The sequence below is a fragment of the Flagellimonas sediminis genome (genome assembly GCF_010500845.1).
GTDB lineage: Bacteria > Bacteroidota > Bacteroidia > Flavobacteriales > Flavobacteriaceae > Flagellimonas > Flagellimonas sediminis.
On record NZ_JAAAMI010000001.1, the window covers coordinates 124,826 to 141,305 of the forward strand.

Sequence of the window (16,480 nt, forward strand, 5' to 3'; positions counted from 1 at the left end):
GCCTCTTGTATTTTTCCGTTCAACGTTTAAAATAGATGCTTCCCATTTCTAAACAGATCGTTACCTTTAATCCTCCTAAAGAAGAAACCATGAACAACGACTGGTATGTGATACAAAATGTGGAGGCTGTGGACTCCCCATCCATTGCCCTGTATTTGGAGCATTTGAAATTTAATGTTCAGGAAATGATTTCCTTGGTCCATGGCGATACGCAACGATTGATGCCCCACATCAAGACCAATAAAATGCCCAAAGTGATGGATTTTTTATTGGATTCCGGAATCTTCAATTTTAAGGCTTCCACCATTTCCGAAGCAGAGATAGCCGCAGAGGCAGGTGCCAGTTCCGTATTGATTGCACATCAGTTGGTGGGTCCAAAAGTGGACCGTTTCATACAGTTGTGCCTGCATTTTCCAAACACTCAATTTTCAACCTTGATCGATAATATCGACAGTGTGAAGCTTTTGAATAAAAAAGCGGTGGAAAGTGGAACAATCGCAAATATTTACATCGATATCAACAATGGCATGGACCGATCGGGTATCAAAATAGGTACTGGATTGGATGATTTGATGAACCATCTAAAAACGTGCAAAGGCCTCCATTTTCAAGGATTCCATGTATACGATGGCCATTTACGGGATCCTGAATTTGTCCAACGTCGAGAAAAAATAGAGCATGACTTGGAGCAGGTCACTAGCTATTTCAAAAAGCTCAAAAAACAATATCCAGAGGCCAAGATGATCTGCGGGGGCACTCCTTCCTTTACTTCCCATCTGTTGGAAGAAAACAGGATTACCAGTCCAGGAACCTGTGTACTGTGGGATTGGGGTTATGGAGAAAAACTGACCGAGCAATCCTTTAAGTATGCCGCTTTGGTGGTGACCCGGGTCATTTCCAGACCCACGGAGGGCATTATTACCGTGGACATGGGACATAAATCCGTATCCGCAGAAAACCCTATTGACAAACGCATCAAATTTCTCAACATCACCAATTATGAGTTGCTTTCCCAAAGTGAAGAGCACGGGGTAATTCGGGTAAATGATTGGGACAACTGGAAAGTGGGAGACGTGTTATACGGGGTTCCTTATCACATCTGCCCTACCATCAACCTGCACGACGAAGTCTCCTTAATTGAAAATGGGATGAAAACGGATACTTGGGCCATTACGGCCAGAAAACGTAAGCTTCAATTCTAAAACTTAATCTTCCAATAGCTCCTTTAGGTTGATTTTGATATCGACCCCGCTTATTTTTTTGGCAAACGATTGACGGATTAAATAGCCAACCAAAGAAGCGGCTTGTTGATGACTGAGTCCATTGGAATGTATGTTGGAAATGCAATTCCTACGTTCGTCGGTGAGACCCAATTTTGGGGCAAAAGTGGTATAAATGCCCATACTTTCTGGGGAGGACAATCCCGGGCGTTCCCCGATGAGCAGTGCCACAAATTTCGCGTTCAGGGCACTCCCAATGTCATCCCCCAATGCCACACGGGCCATGGTGGCCGTAACAAACCCAATGGAATACCCATCTAATTGGGGTAACAATAGCTGAAGTAGGGGAAGGGCATTCCGGTTCACGGCACCAGCCGAAAGCCCATCTGCCAATACAAAAATGATATCGAAGGTTCCAGTGTTTCTTTTCAGCAGCACTTCCGATTCTGCATCCAATTTTCTTCCCAAATCGGGTCGTTTTAGATACTCCGACCTATCCGAAACTTGACTTTTTACTTCCCAAACTGGATAATCCCAAGATTGGATTTTCGTTTTCAACATGACGACATCCAACTCCGTAGCAATGGCATCTTTGGAATGGGCGTAGGCAAACTTGAACTGCAATACTTCTTTCAACGGAATGGCATTGCCTGTACTCCCCAAAGCAATTCGGGCATTGGTGAACTCCTTTAAATTTTCCCAAGGATCCTTAATGATCGGTTTGGATGGTTTCTCTTTCATCACAGGTTCTTTAACAATCGATGGGAGGGTTCAACAGCCAAACGGTTCCCTGTATCGTCCAAAACCCCCATGTTGTGGAGCCAGGTTTCAAATTCTGGAGCAGGTCGTTTGTTCAAGACCTTTCGCACGTAAAGCGCATCATGAAAGGATGTGGATTGGTAATTCAACATTACATCATCCGAACCCGGAACCCCCATGATAAAATTGCAACCCGCCACTCCCAGCAACGTCAACAAATTGTCCATATCATCTTGATCGGCCTCGGCATGATTGGTATAGCACACATCCATCCCCATGGGCAATCCCATCAATTTTCCACAAAAATGATCTTCCAGTCCCGCGCGGGTAATCTGTTTGCCATCATACAGATATTCCGGCCCAATAAATCCCACTACTGAGTTCACCAAAAGCGGATTGAAATGTCTGGCCACCGCATAGGCCCTGGCCTCACAAGTCTGCTGGTCCACTCCCCAATGGGCATTGGCCGACAAGGAAGAGCCTTGCCCCGTTTCAAAATACATGAGATTGTTCCCCAAAGTTCCCCGGTTCAATTCCAAAGCACCGTCGTAAGCCTCTTTCAACATGGAAAGATCAATGCCGAAGGATGCATTGGTCTTTTCCGTTCCGCCGATGGATTGAAAAACGAGATCCATGGGAGCTTTGTTCAACAATTCCAAGGATGTGGTCAAGTGACAGAGTACACAGATCTGGGTGGGAATATCAAACCGTTGGCGGATCTCGTCCATCATTTTAAGCTGGTCGCCCACAATGTCCACACTATCCGTCACCGGGTTGATGCCTATGACAGCATCCCCGCTTCCGTACAAAAGACCGTCCACAATACTGGCTGCAATGCCGCGCAAGTCATCCGTAGGATGGTTGGGCTGTAACCTCACGGATAAATGTCCTTTTTTTCCAATGGTGTTTCGGAATTGTGTGACCACCTCGCACTTTTGGGCCACGGCAATCAGGTCTTGGTTGCGCATCAGTTTAGAAACGGCGGCTACCATTTCCGGGGTAAGGGCTTTGGCAATCTGGGTCAATTTTTGAGAATCCACCTCATGGGAAAGCAACCAATTGCGCAAATCGCCCACTGTAAACCCCGATATTTCCTGAAAGGCAATGGCATCATGGGTGTCCATGATCAATCGGGTCACCTCATCTTCCTCGTAAGGGATAAGGGTCTCGTTCAAAAAATCTTTAAGGGCGATTTCACTCAACACAAATTGGGCGGCTACCCGTTCCATATTACTTTCGGCCGCCAAACCTGCAAGGGCATCTCCCGTTCTAAATGGACTGGCCTTGGCCAACACCGATTTTAGATCGGGAAATGAATATACTTTTTGTTGAATGGTATACGTATAGGGCATCCTTACAATCTTCCCTTTAAATATAGCCTGTTAGATGAATCGGAAGAAGGAATCAATCAACTTTTAATCCCAATTTGCCCAAATCGTAAAAATAGAAGTCCTTTTGATCGTTCATGGCAGCAAAAAGGCCATTTGGAAAAGTGTTGTTCAATGGCACGGTGACCACATCGCAACCATCTGTTTCAGTGGTCGACAGGTTCACGGCCTTGATAAAACGGTTATCCTTTCTTGAAAAAATATTGAATTGACCTCGCTGCTGATCGGAAACAATGATAAACCCTTCACCTTTTGGGTAAGCGGCAATGGCAATTCCCTCAATGTCCCGTAAAAAATGCTCACCACCAAAACAGGCAATCTCTTCATTCCCCATGGAAGGTTCGGCATAATATTTTTTGATGCAGACTCCTTCATCCGAATAATAAACAAAGCCTTGTTCATCATCCACGACAATGGCCTCAATTTCTTCCTTACCACTAAAACTACCAAATTTCCTGACCAAGTTGGCCTTGACCCCTGTACTGTCCATCTCCAGTTTATATTGATAGAGATACGAACCGCTAGGACCGGTTTTTCTTCCCACAATGGCATAAATTGAGGAATCTTTAGGTGATTTATACAGGCTTATCCCCATGGGCAAACGTTGTTCCAGATTGGTCTCATCTTCAAAAACAGGAAAGCCACCACCATCTAAAGGCTGCATGTCGGGGACGGAGAACAAGCGAAATTGTTGCTTCTCCCTTTCCGTAAAGGCCAAAATGTCCAGTGCAACGGAATCGTTCAATTGAAAACCGTATTCCAGATCCACGTTGTTGGGTCGTTCCATATTTTTGATGGATTTCTCGGGAATAATCTTCCCATCCAAACCGAAGGCATAAATTCCTCCATTGGTTTCCTTATCGGTTCCGAACACAATGCTTTTTGAGGGATCATCAGGATGGATCCAAATAGCGGGATCATCGGTATCGTTGGGCGTTTTTTCAGTAATGATGTCTGGTGCTATGGCAGGCAATTTGGGAGCCTGTTGTTTGCAGGAAAGCACCAAAATTGATAAAAAAAGTAATATTCGTATCTGTTTCATTAGAATCTATCTATTAAAAGTACATTCAAAAAAGTCATATCGAGCGCAGTCGAGATGTTTTTCAGGGAAAACGTCCATACTTGTTCTCGACTGCGCTCGACCTGACAATGCTATTTTTTGAACAAGTCATATTTTAACCCAAAGGTCCATCGGGTACTGTAGAACTCTGCTTGTTGAGTCCTTTCTTTCACTCCCTGAAAATACCTTAAAGGTTGGTTGGTGATGTTGTTCACATCGGTATAGATCCTCAAGTTTTTGTTGATGGCAAAACTGGCATTGAAGTCCAAGAAGAACTGGGTGTCATAGTATCTGTCCTCAAAGGCGTTGCCTCCAATCTCATCAATATAGGAATCGGAGAAATTGGCCGATAGCCTGGCACTGAACCTCTTGTCTGCATAACCCAAAGAACCATTGAACATGTTGGGTGCCGTATTGGGAAGGTCAAGATCGGTACGCTCGTCACCATCTTCGTTACGGATGCCATCCGCACTGGAAGTCAAATACGTATAGTTCAAATAGATACTGAAGTTTCTGGCGAAGCCAGGCAAGAAATCCAGTTGTCTTTGGAAGGAAAATTCAGCTCCAAAGATGGAAGCAGAATCCCCGTTCAAGGGTTGGAACACGTCATACCCGGTAGTGCCCGATCCAAAAGTATCATCCTGTGCTTCGGTGATGAAGGTATAAATGAAGTCGTTGATCTTTTTATAAAACACCCCACCGGAAATAATCCCTACGCTTTCAAAATAGTGCTCGGCATTCAAATCAAAGTTCATGGAAGTGGTAGGGTCCAATTCAGGATTGCCCACAACCACTTCGGCATCCTCGTTGATGATTTCTGCCCTTGGAATCAAATCTGAATAATTGGGACGTGCCAAGGTATTGGTCCAAGCAAATCTCAAGATGGTATTGTTGTCCACATCATACTTAAAGTGAACTCCAGGTAGAATGTTGGTGTATGAGTTTTCATCGGATACGGGTTGCACCTCAATGCCTTCCTTAATACCATTGTCTTCATCTTCTTCAATATAGATGACCCTGTTGCCATCGGATTCCAATTTGGTGTTCTCGACCCGCAAACCTGCCAAAACACTCAATTTGTCCGTAAGTTTCTGGTTGAACATGGCATAAGCCGCCCAAACATTTTCCTTTACTTTAAAGTTTCCGGGAAGATATTCGTCAGGAACATCCTCACCGTTGTCACTATTCAAATCCAAAGAACCCAACCACTCTTCGCTGGCAAAAGTTCCCGCTTGGTATTTGCTGCCTGCCAGATAATCTGGGTCTGTGTATATTTTGGTCGGCACATCGGCCAAAGTTGGGTATAAGTCCTCCAAATCGTACTCGAAGAAATCATTGTCACGCTCCTTGGTCTTGAACCGACCTCTGGCACCAAATTTCAATGTTCCACCCTTACCAAACAAATCTGCCGGAAGTTCAAAATTCACGAAGAAGTTCATATCCTCCTCATCGGTATATTGGTTTTCATTGGTCACTTCCCCAAACTCAAAGCTACCCAGATCATTAAAATCGTTTGGATCCACCGCAGTCATGATCGGATACTTGGGATTGCTGTTGTCGTTATTGACGATGTATTCCGATTCGTATTCGGCATAACGCTCGTTCAAACGTTCTTCGGATGCTTTGGCATAGGAGCCCATCCAATCCATTTTCAAGGTTCCCAACAAATGGGTACCCCCAAGTGTATAATTCTGCATTCGCTGGTCTTCCAATCGGGCATTTTGGTTTCGTCCACCAGCAATACCTCCTTTGGTCTGCCTTTTGATTTCTGCAGGGAAACGGGTCAAAGCTCCGTTACTGATGGTAAAATCTCCCACTTCGATATCCTCCCCATCCAAAATTTCTTGTTCCAAACGGAAACGGTTTTCACGATCATCCCTCCAGTTGTACATGGTTTTCAAGAAAATATTGTTGTTTGGGTCGATCTGAAAATCAAAATTGGCGGCAAAGCTTCTTCTTACCCTTTGCACAAAATAGGTACGCTGTTCGGTGACATTGGTATAGGGATCAACATCCACTTCTTCCAAAATGGGGTCGCCCTCATCATCTTCTACACCTGTGTTGTACTCAAATTCATTTTCCCATTCGGCTTCAATATCATCCGATCCAAAATCATTGTCATTGATGGTGGCGGAAAGCATATAACCGAATTTTCCATCCTTGGTACGATCTCCCACCAATATAGATCCGTTCCAAATTCTTTTATCCGTAATGAAGTTGATTCCCGATCCTGCCGTAGCAGAAACCCTGAATCCTTGGGGAGCTGTGCGGGTCACCAAGTTTACCGATCCACCCAAGGCATCGGCATCCATGTCGGGCGTTACCGCTTTGTTGACTTCGATGGTCTGAATCATATCCGAAGGAATCAAATCCATTTGGACGTTTCTGTTATCGGCTTCTGCGGAAGGAATCCTACTTCCGTTCAAGGTTACGGAGTTCAACTGTGGCGACAAACCACGAACGATGATGTTCCTCGCCTCACCTTGGTCTACCTGCATGGTGATACCAGGAATACGTTTTACGGCGTCACCGATATTCGCATCGGGAAACTTTCCAATTTGGTCCGTGGAAACCACGTTGGTAATGTTCATGTTGGTCTTTTGGGTGTTCAGGGCCTTGGCCTGCCCGCTAAGTCCATATGCGCTTACCTGTACCTCATCAAGTTCAACACTGGTAGGATTCAATGACATGTTCACAGAAGTGGTTTTTCCAGCGGTAACGACGACCCCTTGCTCCACATCGGCATATCCCATGTAGGATACTTTTAAAGTGTAGTTTCCTTCGGGAATTCCCACCAAAGTGAATCGCCCGTCAAAATCAGTGATTCCTCCCTTGGAAATGGATTCTATATAAACGTTCGCCCCAGGGACATATATTCCATTTTCATCGGTAATGGTTCCTTGTATATTTCCTGCCTGGGATTGCGAAAATGCGATTCCCACCATCAAAAAAAGCGTTACAAACAATAGTTTTTTTAGGTTCATTGGTTTCATTTTGGTTCTTGTTAGAATGCTTTCCAAAACTATGTATATCAACCTATTATGATTTAAACTAAAGGGAAACAAAAAGGAAACAAATGGGAAAATGGACAGAAACAAGAGGGCAACAATTACAGTTAATTTACATTGGGCTAACCTTTTCCAAAAAATAGGGGAAAAGTGGGCTTAAAGATCGATCATGAAGTTTACCAATTCATCTTTTTGGTCTATGGGAAGTTTTTTTCGGAGTCGGTGACGGGCCACGCGAACGCTATCGGGTGTCACCCTTAAAATAGAGGCGATTTCTTTGGAGGATAGGTTCAACCGCAATAACATCCCCAAACGGAGTTCGGCCGGGGAAAGATGGTTATCGGATAGGGTTGATAGTTTTTTGATAAACTCGGGATGAATTTCTTTGAAGAAGGTCATGAACTCGTCCCACTCCTGTTCTTGTTGTAGATTAAAGTCGATTTCTTTTACCAACGCCTTGATTTTTTCGGAAGTGTCCATGTTCTTCCTAGCGGCAACGTTCCTCAACGTATTGGCGAGATCAAGCAAAATCTTGTTTTTCTGGGACAGGTGCAGACTGTATCGGGACAAGGATGATGTTTTAAGTTGCACCTCCTGCTGTAGATTCTTTTCCTCGATGGCCTTCTTTTCCAGCTCTGCTTTGAGCATCCTTTGTTTATATTCCTGGATCTTGAGTTTTGCCTTTCGCTTTCTTCCCAGATAATTGTACAAGATGGTAAGAATGGCAGCAATGGCAAAAAGGGCAACCCATAACAGGTTTTGATTGGCGCGGCTCACCTTGTTCTGCTCTTTCAACAATTGGATCTCGGCCTCTTTTTTGTTGGTCTCGTAAATGGTCTGCAGCACATTGAGTTGGTCGGTGTTCTGCGCCCTCAGCATGGCACTGTTGAATTCCTCAGCCAGTAGGAGATGCGTGTGGGCACTTTCAAAATCACCCAAAAAAGCAAAGGTTTTCGATAGATCTTTATGGGCACTTTCCAATTGGTGAAGATCATTCAGTCTTTTGGCTACTTCCAAGGCCATTGAAGTTTTTTCGAGGGCTGCTGTATAGTTTCCCGTTTTCCTAAAGGAATCCCCCAAATTATTGAGCACGTTGACCTCTTCCACAGTTTCTTTTCCTTCCAAATATTGATAGGCCTTATTGAAATATTGGTAAGCCAGATCAAATTGTTCCAAATCCTCATAAATGCTCCCAATATTTTCATTGGTCATGGCCATCCCATGTTGGTCTCCCATTTTTTGGAACAACAAAAGACTTTCTTTCTGGTCTTTTAACGCTTCCCCGTATTCCCCTTGCTTTTCATGGCTCGCCCCTAGCAATCCCAATGAAACCGCCAAACCTCTATCATTCTTTATCCCCTTGGAAACATTTAGGGTTTCAGTGAAATGTTGTTCGGCAAGCTCAAAGTTATTGAGGGATAAATACACCTTGCCAATATTGTTGTTAAGGGTGATGAAAAGGGTGTCGTTTAAATCGGTACCCAATTGATCCAACGCCTTGTTGTATTGCTCCATGGCCTCGGAGTACAGACCTAAAGAATGGTAATATTCCCCCAATTTTAAATGGCTCTGCACTATTTTTTTGGGTTGACCCGGATTCTTCTTAGAAATTTCCAACTGATTTTGAAGGGTCCGAAATACTGAATTAAGATCATTTGGGGACTGTTCTATCCCGGATTTTTGGGAAAAACCATGGTGATGGACAATAATGACCATAAATAGGACCATTTGTACATACCTGATAATTCTTTTCATGGCAGACCTTGGAATAAGGATTCAAGAAAACCATTCGCCCTCATCCCAACATCACCATTAGGTTATTAAACCTTTAAAAAATGGAGTGAAAAAAAAGCCCCGCAATTGCGGGGCCTTTAACTTGTATATAAACTAGTTCTTAAGCTTGGAAAGGCTCGATGGAAACGAATGATTTTCCACCGGATTTTTTCTCAAACTTAACGATACCGCTTACCTTGGCGTGCAAGGTATGGTCTTTACCTGCGTATACGTTGTCTCCAGGATTGTGCTTGGTACCACGTTGTCTTACAATGATGTTACCAGCAACGGCAGCCTGACCACCAAAAATCTTAACGCCCAAACGTTTCGATTCTGATTCCCTACCGTTTTTTGAACTACCTACACCTTTCTTGTGAGCCATGATATCTAAATTTTGGTTCTTTTCTTATTTGCTTAATGCTTCGATCAACTCGGCTTTCTTCATGGAAGAGTAACCGTTAATGTCCTTGGCCTTGGCCAAGTCCCTCAATTCCGCAACAGTTTTGGAGCTTAGGTCCTCAGTTGCAGCTGGAGCTTCGGCTTTTGGAGCCTCAACCTTTTTGGCAGCAGGTTTTTCATCAGCCTTAGCCTTGGCGGGAGCCGCTTTCTTTGCACCGGAAGCAACAATGCTTTCAACCAAGATCTCGGTCAAATATTGTCTGTGTCCGTTTTTCTTTTGAAAACCTTTACGTCTTTTCTTTTTGAAGACGATTACTTTATCTCCCTTAAGGTGCTTCACAACTTTGGCCTCTACAGCCGCACCTTCTATGACTGGGGCGCCAATGGTAACGTTTCCGCCATCTTCCAAAAGAAGGACTTTGTCGAAAGTAATTTTGCTTCCTTCATCCTCTTGCAAACGGTGAACGTACACTTTTTGGTCTTTTGCAACTTTGAATTGCTGCCCTGCCATCTCTACAATTGCGTACATAATGCGTTGATTAGATTAAAATTAATTCGCTTTATCAAAATTAGCGGGTGCAAATATACTGCTAAATCCTTAATCCACAAGTATTATTACGGCAAATACCGATTATTTTTTGGAGTTGTTGGAGGTTTTGAACAGCTGCATAAAAGAAAGCGTCAAGACCAAGGTAGTGGCAAAACCCATAATGGCCACAGTGAAGAATACAATTCCCTGAAAGTTTTTATAATCCTTGGACCATGCCGTGGAGAGTTCATCCAAAAAAACGCTATCCAGTTCCGTGGCATAAAAAGCAAAAAAGATGGTAAAAAGTAACGTTGCCACAAAACCGGTGGTTACCCCCGCCGTAAACCCATTGCCATAACTAAAACCCTTGCCCTGCCGAAGCTTGGTGTATTTTATGGTTTCATAGATTCCAAATCCCGTGATCACCCCATTAAAAAGACTGAAGAAAACATTGGTATGCTTACCCATTAAAGCCAAAAGTAAAAAATAGGCAATCAGAACGGCACTGGTTACAATGCCAAAGCGGATTGGAAGGGTTAAATTTTTCATTGTTATGCTTTTTAAATCCATTGTTTAAATTACTGAATATTTGCCAATTGTGCTTTAAATTGTGGTAAAAGACTGACTTAGATTCCAACTTTATTTCGATTTTATCCTATATTTAGCGTAACATCGATCAACAAATCGCTACCAACCTCTAAACAACACCATTAATTTCTAATACTGACAATTACAATGAAAAAACACTTGCTTTCAGCATTCTCGTTGCTTCTTGTAGGAACCATGGTTTCTGCCCAGGAAGTAGCTTTTGAAGAGTACGACCTGGACAACGGCCTGCATGTGATCCTGCATCAGGACAATTCTGCCCCCGTGGTTACCGTCTCCGTCATGTACCACGTTGGGTCTAAAGACGAAGATCCCCAAAAAACAGGGTTTGCCCACTTCTTTGAACATTTATTGTTTGAAGGAACTGAAAACATAGCCCGTGGCGAATGGGACCAAATAACGGCCGCCAATGGTGGAAGAAACAATGCCAACACCTTCTTGGACCGCACCTATTATTACGAAGTATTCCCATCCAACAGTTTGGAAGTCGGGCTTTGGTTGGAATCTGAACGGATGATGCACCCGATCATTGGGCAGGTTGGGGTAGATACCCAAAAGGAAGTGGTACAGGAAGAAAGAAGGCTGCGGGTTGACAATTCCCCTTATGGTGCCTTTTTTGAGCAGCTTTTGAAAAACCTATATACCAAACACCCATACCGATGGGCCGTGATCGGTTCTTTGGATCATTTGGCCAGTGCCACTTTGGACGATTTCAAAAAATTCAACAAAACCTATTATGTTCCCAACAATGCCGTGTTGATAGTCGCCGGGGACATAGATTCGGACAAGACCAAAAAAATGGTCAAGGATTATTTTGGCCCCATTCCAAAAGGGGCCGATATCAAAAGACCCGATATCAAGGAAGACCCTATTACCCAAACCATTTATGCCAAGTACAACGACCCCAACATCCAAATTCCCGCTATTTTGTTAGCTTACAGGACTCCAGGGCAAGGGCAACGGGACGCTTATATCATCAACATGATATCTACCTATTTGAGCGATGGTGAAAGTTCCAAACTCTACAAAAAATTGGTGGATGAAAAGAAAATGGCTCTTCAGGTCATTTCCGTGCCCATCGATGCCGAAGATTATAGCTCTTATGTAGTGGGGGCGCTTCCCGTGGGCGAAAATTCCATCCAAGACCTTAAAAAGGAAATCGATGAGGAAATCCTAAAACTTCAAATGGAACTGATTTCTGAAAAGGACTATCAAAAACTTCAGAACAAGTTCGAAAACATGTACGTGAATGCCAACAGCAGTGTTGAGGGCATCGCGAACAATTTGGCCGAAAACTATATGTTAAAGGATGACACCAACCTCATCAATACCGAAATAGACATTTACCGCTCCATAACCCGTGAAGACATCATGGAAGTGGCCAAAAAATATTTGAAGGTGAACCAGCGAGTGGAATTGGAATATTTACCAGAACAAAAAGACGCTAACTAAGATGAAAAAGTATTTTGTATTGACCTTGCTGTCTTTGTTGATGACAGCAACATACGCGCAAATTGACAGGAGCAAACAACCCAAGCCAGGGCCCGCTCCAGAGATCAACCTTAAGGAGCCACAACGTTTTGAGCTCAATAATGGACTGAAGGTATTGGTGGTGGAAAACCACAAGCTTCCCAGTGTCCGTATTCAATTGAATATAGACAATCCCCCAATTTTACAGGGTGATAAAGCGGGGGTTTCCGATCTAACATCCAGCATGCTGGGCAAGGGGTCCAAAAATATTCCCAAGGATGACTTTTACGAGGAAGTGGACTTTTTGGGCGCCAATATCTATGTAGGCGACCAAAGTGCCTTTGCAAGCTGCCTCTCCAAATACTTTCCAAGGATTTTGGAACTGTTGGCAGATGCCGCCCTCAATCCAAACTTTACCCAAGAGGAGTTCGAAAAGGAAAAAGATAAAATCATTACCGGTATCAAATCAGAGGAAAAAGACGTTTCTGCAATATCAAACCGCGTTCAGGTAGCTTTGGCCTATGGCAAAAACCATCCCTTTGGTGAAATCACTACCGAGGAGACCGTTAATAACGTAACGCTTGCCGATGTGGAGCAATTCTACCGCTCCTATTTTGTGCCCGCCAATGCTTATTTGGTAGTCATCGGGGATGTGGAATTTGACAACGTGAAAGAGTTGGTGACCAAATATTTTACTCCATGGTCCAAGGCAGCACCCCCTTCCTTTTCTTATACAGAACCAACGGATGTACAATACAACCAAATCAACTTTGTGGATGTTCCCAATGCCGTTCAGTCCGAAGTGGCTGTTGAGAACATTACCAACCTAAAAATGAAGGATCCCGATTATTTGGATGCCCTTTTGGCCAACCGCATTTTGGGTGGAGGATCTCAGGCCCGTTTGTTCAAAAACTTGCGTGAAGACAAAGGCTACACATATGGATCTTATTCCGGAATCCGGGATAACAAGTACAGTCCCATGCGCTTTAGTGCCTATGCACAAGTACGAAACGCTGTGACCGATAGTTCCGTGGTGCAGATCCTAGAAGAAATCAATAGGATGACAACCGAGCCTGTAAGTGCAGAGGAATTGGCGAATGCCAAGGCCAAATATGCAGGTAGCTTTGTAATGGCATTGGAAAGTCCTGAAACGGTGGCCAATTATGCCTTGAACATTGAAACAGAGGGATTGTCCAAGGATTTTTACAAAACCTATTTGGAGCGTCTTCAATCCGTTACTGCCGAAGACGTGCAAAAAGCGGCCAAAAAATATTTCTCTACCACCAATGCCAGGGTAGTGGTCACAGGTAAGGGAAGTGATGTTTTGGAAAACTTGGAAAAAGTTTCCTTTAATGGAAAAACTGTTCCTATACTTTTCTACGACAAATACGCCAACAAGACCGAAAAGCCCAATTACAGTGCAGAAGTTCCCGAAGGAATAGATACCAATGCCATTTTGGAAAAGTATATCGAGGCCATCGGCGGAAAATCCAAATTGGATGGGGTACAATCCTATTCCATGGTTGCTGAAGCTGAAATGCAAGGCATGAAACTGGAACTTGAGATGAAGAAAACCACCAAAGACCAGTTTATGCAAGATGTGAAAGTGATGGGCAACTCCATGTCCAAGCAAGTATTGGACGGAGACTCCGGATATATGGTGGTACAGGGCCAGCGCAAAGACCTATCCCCAGAAGAGATTGAAAAAATCAAGGAGGAGTCTTCCGCTTTCCCCGAGCTGAATTATTTGGCTGCCGGAAATGTTTCTTTGGAAGGCATTGAGACTGTAGGGGATTCCAAGGCATATAAACTCAAGATCAGTGATGGCAAAACAGCCTATTACGATGTGGAAACAGGTCTGAAAGTGCAAGAGATCAATAGCCAGGAAGTACAAGGTCAGCAAATGAGTAGCACTTTAGGGTATGGTGACTATCAAGAAGTTTCCGGGATTTTGTTCCCATTCAAGATTACCCAGAGCATGGGTCCTCAAAACTTTGAATTCATGGTAAAGGAGATCAAAGTCAATGAAGGGGTAGATGCCGCAGATTTTAAATAATCATCTGAAAATTTATTGAAAAGGCGCCCAATGGGCGCCTTTTTTGTTGCAACATGAATCAACCTTAAAAACTGTATTGTACAAAAGCTGTAAGGTTCCGACCTGGATCATTGATCGGCACCCTTCCATAATCGGCTTGGTTCACGAACGAAAAATTCAGGTGGTTGTGATAGGCCACATCAAAAACATTGGATGCGGCAACACCAACAGTAAAATGCTTGAAAGGTTTGGCTCCAAAACTCAGATCCACAATCCCATAACCATCGGTCTCCGTTTCCCCAAAGGAAGAAGCGATATCGGATTGTTTGGAGGTAAGAGTATAAGTGGCCCTTGCCCACATTTTTTCCTTTTCAAAACGCAGGTTAAAACGTGATACCAAAGGTGGGGTCAAAGGCAACGATTCATCCAGATCCTTGTTTTTGGCATATACATAGGACAATTCCGTTTTAAACGAGAAATCTTTAAGAAAATCCAATTGCGCAAAAACCTCAAAACCTGTTTTATAGGCTTGGTCCAAATTGGCAAACCTTTTCACCTCCGTAGGCTGAACCATGGGCATATATTTCTTGTCCAGGCTAGGATCAATGACTGCCACAATGTAATTCTCATAAATGGAATAATATACCGAGGCCCCATAATCCAATCCATTGAAAACATAGCCCTTAAAATGGCTGTTTGCCTTCATGCCCAATTCAAACTGGTTATTCACTTCTGCATCCAAATACGGATTGCCCACATATTCGTACGCATCTTGGCCCACCGTAAAATGGTTGATGTATCGTTCGATCATATTGGCCGAACGCACACCCCTGCCAAAGGCCAATTCAAACAAAAGGTTTGAATCCACCATATATTTGAAGGATGCCGTTGCACTGATATTGTTTTCGGTCCTCGCCTCCAAATCAGGGTATAATGCCACAAAATCTTCCGCTGGGGCATCAGCTTTGGAACGAACCAGATCGTATCGAACGCCAATGTTTATCAAGAATTTTTCTGAAATAGGATATTTACCCTCCACAAAAGCACCATAATCATCAATCTGGGCATCTTGCCAAACCTCATCTACAAACTCCATGGGCATGGGCAATAGGTCCCCGTTCATGTTGCGTTTTACCAAACGGGTCCTGTTCCCTGTCCTTCCCACTGAAAGTGCATCAATCCCAGTGTACAATTTAAGATCTTGAACAGGCCTCCATTCCAATTCCATCCTACCACCCAATGTGGTGGCATCCACCTCGGATACTGCTTCGGTACTATTATAACTTGGTCGAAGCTCGTTTGACATGATATGATCCACTTTGGATCGGTACAATTTGGCGCTCAGGGCCCTTATGTCCCCAGACAGACCATCCAATTTGTAATCCAACGAAAGGACATTGCTATTGTCCTCTTTGGTGTCCATGGGAAGTCCGGCATGTAACACATCCCTTCCGAAGGATTGCCTGAATCCCACTTGAATACGCTGATTTTCATTGGGATTATACCCCAATTGCACTCCATAATCGGTACTCTTGAAAGAGGAAGGCACTTCATTGCCATTCCCATCTTCATAATTTCCAAAATCACGATAGCCCGCATTGAAATTGACATCCAAATCTTCCTGTACATACTTTACATTGGCAAAGGTGGTGATGGCATTCCCGTTGTTTTCCCCGCCAAAATTTACCTTGCCATGATAGCCTTTTTCCTGCCTTTCCACTTCTTGGGTCACCAAATTCACAATACCACCAAAGATGGGTCCATACCTGAATGTATAGGGACCTTTGACGACTTCCACACGCTCTATCTCCTCCGGGATTACATGAGTGGTGATGGGATCCATTCGGTTGGGGCATGCATGCATGACCTTGGTGCCCCCATTGAACTGCACATTGAGCTGTTCGTATTGTGATGCCCTAAACGACGGGTCTATGGCATAGTTGCCCCTCTTGATCAAGGCAAAGCCATTGATGTCCCTAAAAAGGTCTGCCACATTTTTGGATTGAACCACCTTTTTTTCCGGTTCGCTCTTGAACATGGAAAATACGGGATCGGTCTTACTTTTTCCTTCCACCAAGACCTCATCCAATTGAACGGGTGGCCTTACAATGGAATCCTGCGCTGTAGACACTTGCGCATAGGACACAGCGGTCCCAAAAGACAAAACACAAAGTTTTGTCATTGAACTGATATTCATTTTGAAATAAAATTTAAGATTATACAATGCAGCAAA

At 43.8% G+C, this 16,480-nt stretch carries 12 protein-coding genes; 3 read left to right on the plus strand and 9 right to left on the minus strand.

The window, feature by feature from the left end; all coding sequences use genetic code 11:
* The first annotated feature begins 35 nt into the window (after positions 1-35).
* Positions 36-1,202, plus strand: coding sequence for an alanine racemase (locus tag GTK07_RS00530; RefSeq protein ID WP_235932396.1), 1,167 nt, complete (start codon positions 36-38; stop codon positions 1,200-1,202).
* 3 nt (positions 1,203-1,205) lie between these two features.
* Here GTK07_RS00530 and eutC read toward each other — a convergent pair whose 3' ends face one another.
* The 8 genes from eutC to GTK07_RS00570 all read right to left on the minus strand — a co-directional run bounded on the left by eutC (position 1,206) and on the right by GTK07_RS00570 (position 10,685).
* On the minus strand, positions 1,206-1,961 hold the full coding sequence (gene eutC / locus GTK07_RS00535) for an ethanolamine ammonia-lyase subunit EutC (RefSeq protein WP_163631746.1): 756 nt from the start codon (positions 1,959-1,961) through the stop codon (positions 1,206-1,208).
* Entirely contained in the window at positions 1,961-3,331 is a 1,371-nt protein-coding gene (locus GTK07_RS00540) for an ethanolamine ammonia-lyase subunit EutB (RefSeq protein ID WP_163631749.1), read from the minus strand. Before GTK07_RS00540 ends, eutC begins: the two co-directional genes overlap by 1 nt.
* A gap of 52 nt (positions 3,332-3,383) precedes the next feature.
* On the minus strand, positions 3,384-4,409 hold the full coding sequence (locus tag GTK07_RS00545) for a phytase (RefSeq protein ID WP_163631752.1): 1,026 nt from the start codon (positions 4,407-4,409) through the stop codon (positions 3,384-3,386).
* 110 nt (positions 4,410-4,519) lie between these two features.
* Positions 4,520-7,420 carry a TonB-dependent receptor gene (locus tag GTK07_RS00550; protein ID WP_163631755.1) on the minus strand — a complete coding sequence of 967 codons (2,901 nt, stop codon included), beginning with the start codon at positions 7,418-7,420 and terminating at the stop codon, positions 4,520-4,522.
* Between the two features lie 171 nt (positions 7,421-7,591).
* A complete protein-coding gene (locus GTK07_RS00555) occupies positions 7,592-9,190 on the minus strand; it encodes a tetratricopeptide repeat protein (RefSeq protein ID WP_163631758.1) in 1,599 nt (532 codons plus the stop codon).
* Positions 9,191-9,329: 139 nt separating this feature from the next.
* Positions 9,330-9,590: a 50S ribosomal protein L27 gene (gene rpmA, locus GTK07_RS00560; RefSeq protein ID WP_163631761.1), complete on the minus strand. Its 261-nt coding sequence runs from the start codon at positions 9,588-9,590 to the stop codon at positions 9,330-9,332.
* Positions 9,591-9,614: 24 nt separating this feature from the next.
* Positions 9,615-10,136, minus strand: a complete 522-nt coding sequence (gene rplU, locus GTK07_RS00565; RefSeq protein WP_163631764.1) for a 50S ribosomal protein L21 — start codon at positions 10,134-10,136, stop codon at positions 9,615-9,617.
* A 102-nt stretch (positions 10,137-10,238) separates the two neighbouring features.
* Positions 10,239-10,685: a DUF4199 domain-containing protein gene (locus tag GTK07_RS00570; RefSeq protein ID WP_163631767.1), complete on the minus strand. Its 447-nt coding sequence runs from the start codon at positions 10,683-10,685 to the stop codon at positions 10,239-10,241.
* Positions 10,686-10,871: 186 nt separating this feature from the next.
* On the opposite strand from GTK07_RS00570, the gene GTK07_RS00575 reads away from it, so the two are divergent.
* A complete protein-coding gene (locus GTK07_RS00575; protein ID WP_163631770.1) occupies positions 10,872-12,194 on the plus strand; it encodes a M16 family metallopeptidase in 1,323 nt (440 codons plus the stop codon).
* Between the two features lies 1 nt (position 12,195).
* Positions 12,196-14,268: a M16 family metallopeptidase gene (locus GTK07_RS00580; protein ID WP_163631774.1), complete on the plus strand. Its 2,073-nt coding sequence runs from the start codon at positions 12,196-12,198 to the stop codon at positions 14,266-14,268.
* Positions 14,269-14,332: 64 nt separating this feature from the next.
* Here the strand turns inward: GTK07_RS00580 and GTK07_RS00585 are convergent, their stop codons facing one another.
* Positions 14,333-16,429, minus strand: coding sequence for a TonB-dependent receptor domain-containing protein (locus tag GTK07_RS00585; protein WP_163631777.1), 2,097 nt, complete (start codon positions 16,427-16,429; stop codon positions 14,333-14,335).
* Between the last annotated feature and the right edge of the window lie 51 nt (positions 16,430-16,480).

Coding starts and splice junctions, on each gene's coding strand:
- rpmA (WP_163631761.1), bottom strand. CDS start 9,590: ATGGCTCACAAGAAAGGTGTAGGTAGTTCAAAAAACGGTAGGGAATCA.
- GTK07_RS00570 (WP_163631767.1), bottom strand. CDS start 10,685: ATGAAAAATTTAACCCTTCCAATCCGCTTTGGCATTGTAACCAGTGCC.
- GTK07_RS00545 (WP_163631752.1), bottom strand. CDS start 4,409: ATGAAACAGATACGAATATTACTTTTTTTATCAATTTTGGTGCTTTCC.
- GTK07_RS00555 (WP_163631758.1), bottom strand. CDS start 9,190: ATGAAAAGAATTATCAGGTATGTACAAATGGTCCTATTTATGGTCATT.
- GTK07_RS00530 (WP_235932396.1), top strand. CDS start 36: ATGCTTCCCATTTCTAAACAGATCGTTACCTTTAATCCTCCTAAAGAA.
- eutC (WP_163631746.1), bottom strand. CDS start 1,961: ATGAAAGAGAAACCATCCAAACCGATCATTAAGGATCCTTGGGAAAAT.
- rplU (WP_163631764.1), bottom strand. CDS start 10,136: ATGTACGCAATTGTAGAGATGGCAGGGCAGCAATTCAAAGTTGCAAAA.
- GTK07_RS00540 (WP_163631749.1), bottom strand. CDS start 3,331: ATGCCCTATACGTATACCATTCAACAAAAAGTATATTCATTTCCCGAT.
- GTK07_RS00550 (WP_163631755.1), bottom strand. CDS start 7,420: ATGAAACCAATGAACCTAAAAAAACTATTGTTTGTAACGCTTTTTTTG.
- GTK07_RS00585 (WP_163631777.1), bottom strand. CDS start 16,429: ATGACAAAACTTTGTGTTTTGTCTTTTGGGACCGCTGTGTCCTATGCG.
- GTK07_RS00580 (WP_163631774.1), top strand. CDS start 12,196: ATGAAAAAGTATTTTGTATTGACCTTGCTGTCTTTGTTGATGACAGCA.
- GTK07_RS00575 (WP_163631770.1), top strand. CDS start 10,872: ATGAAAAAACACTTGCTTTCAGCATTCTCGTTGCTTCTTGTAGGAACC.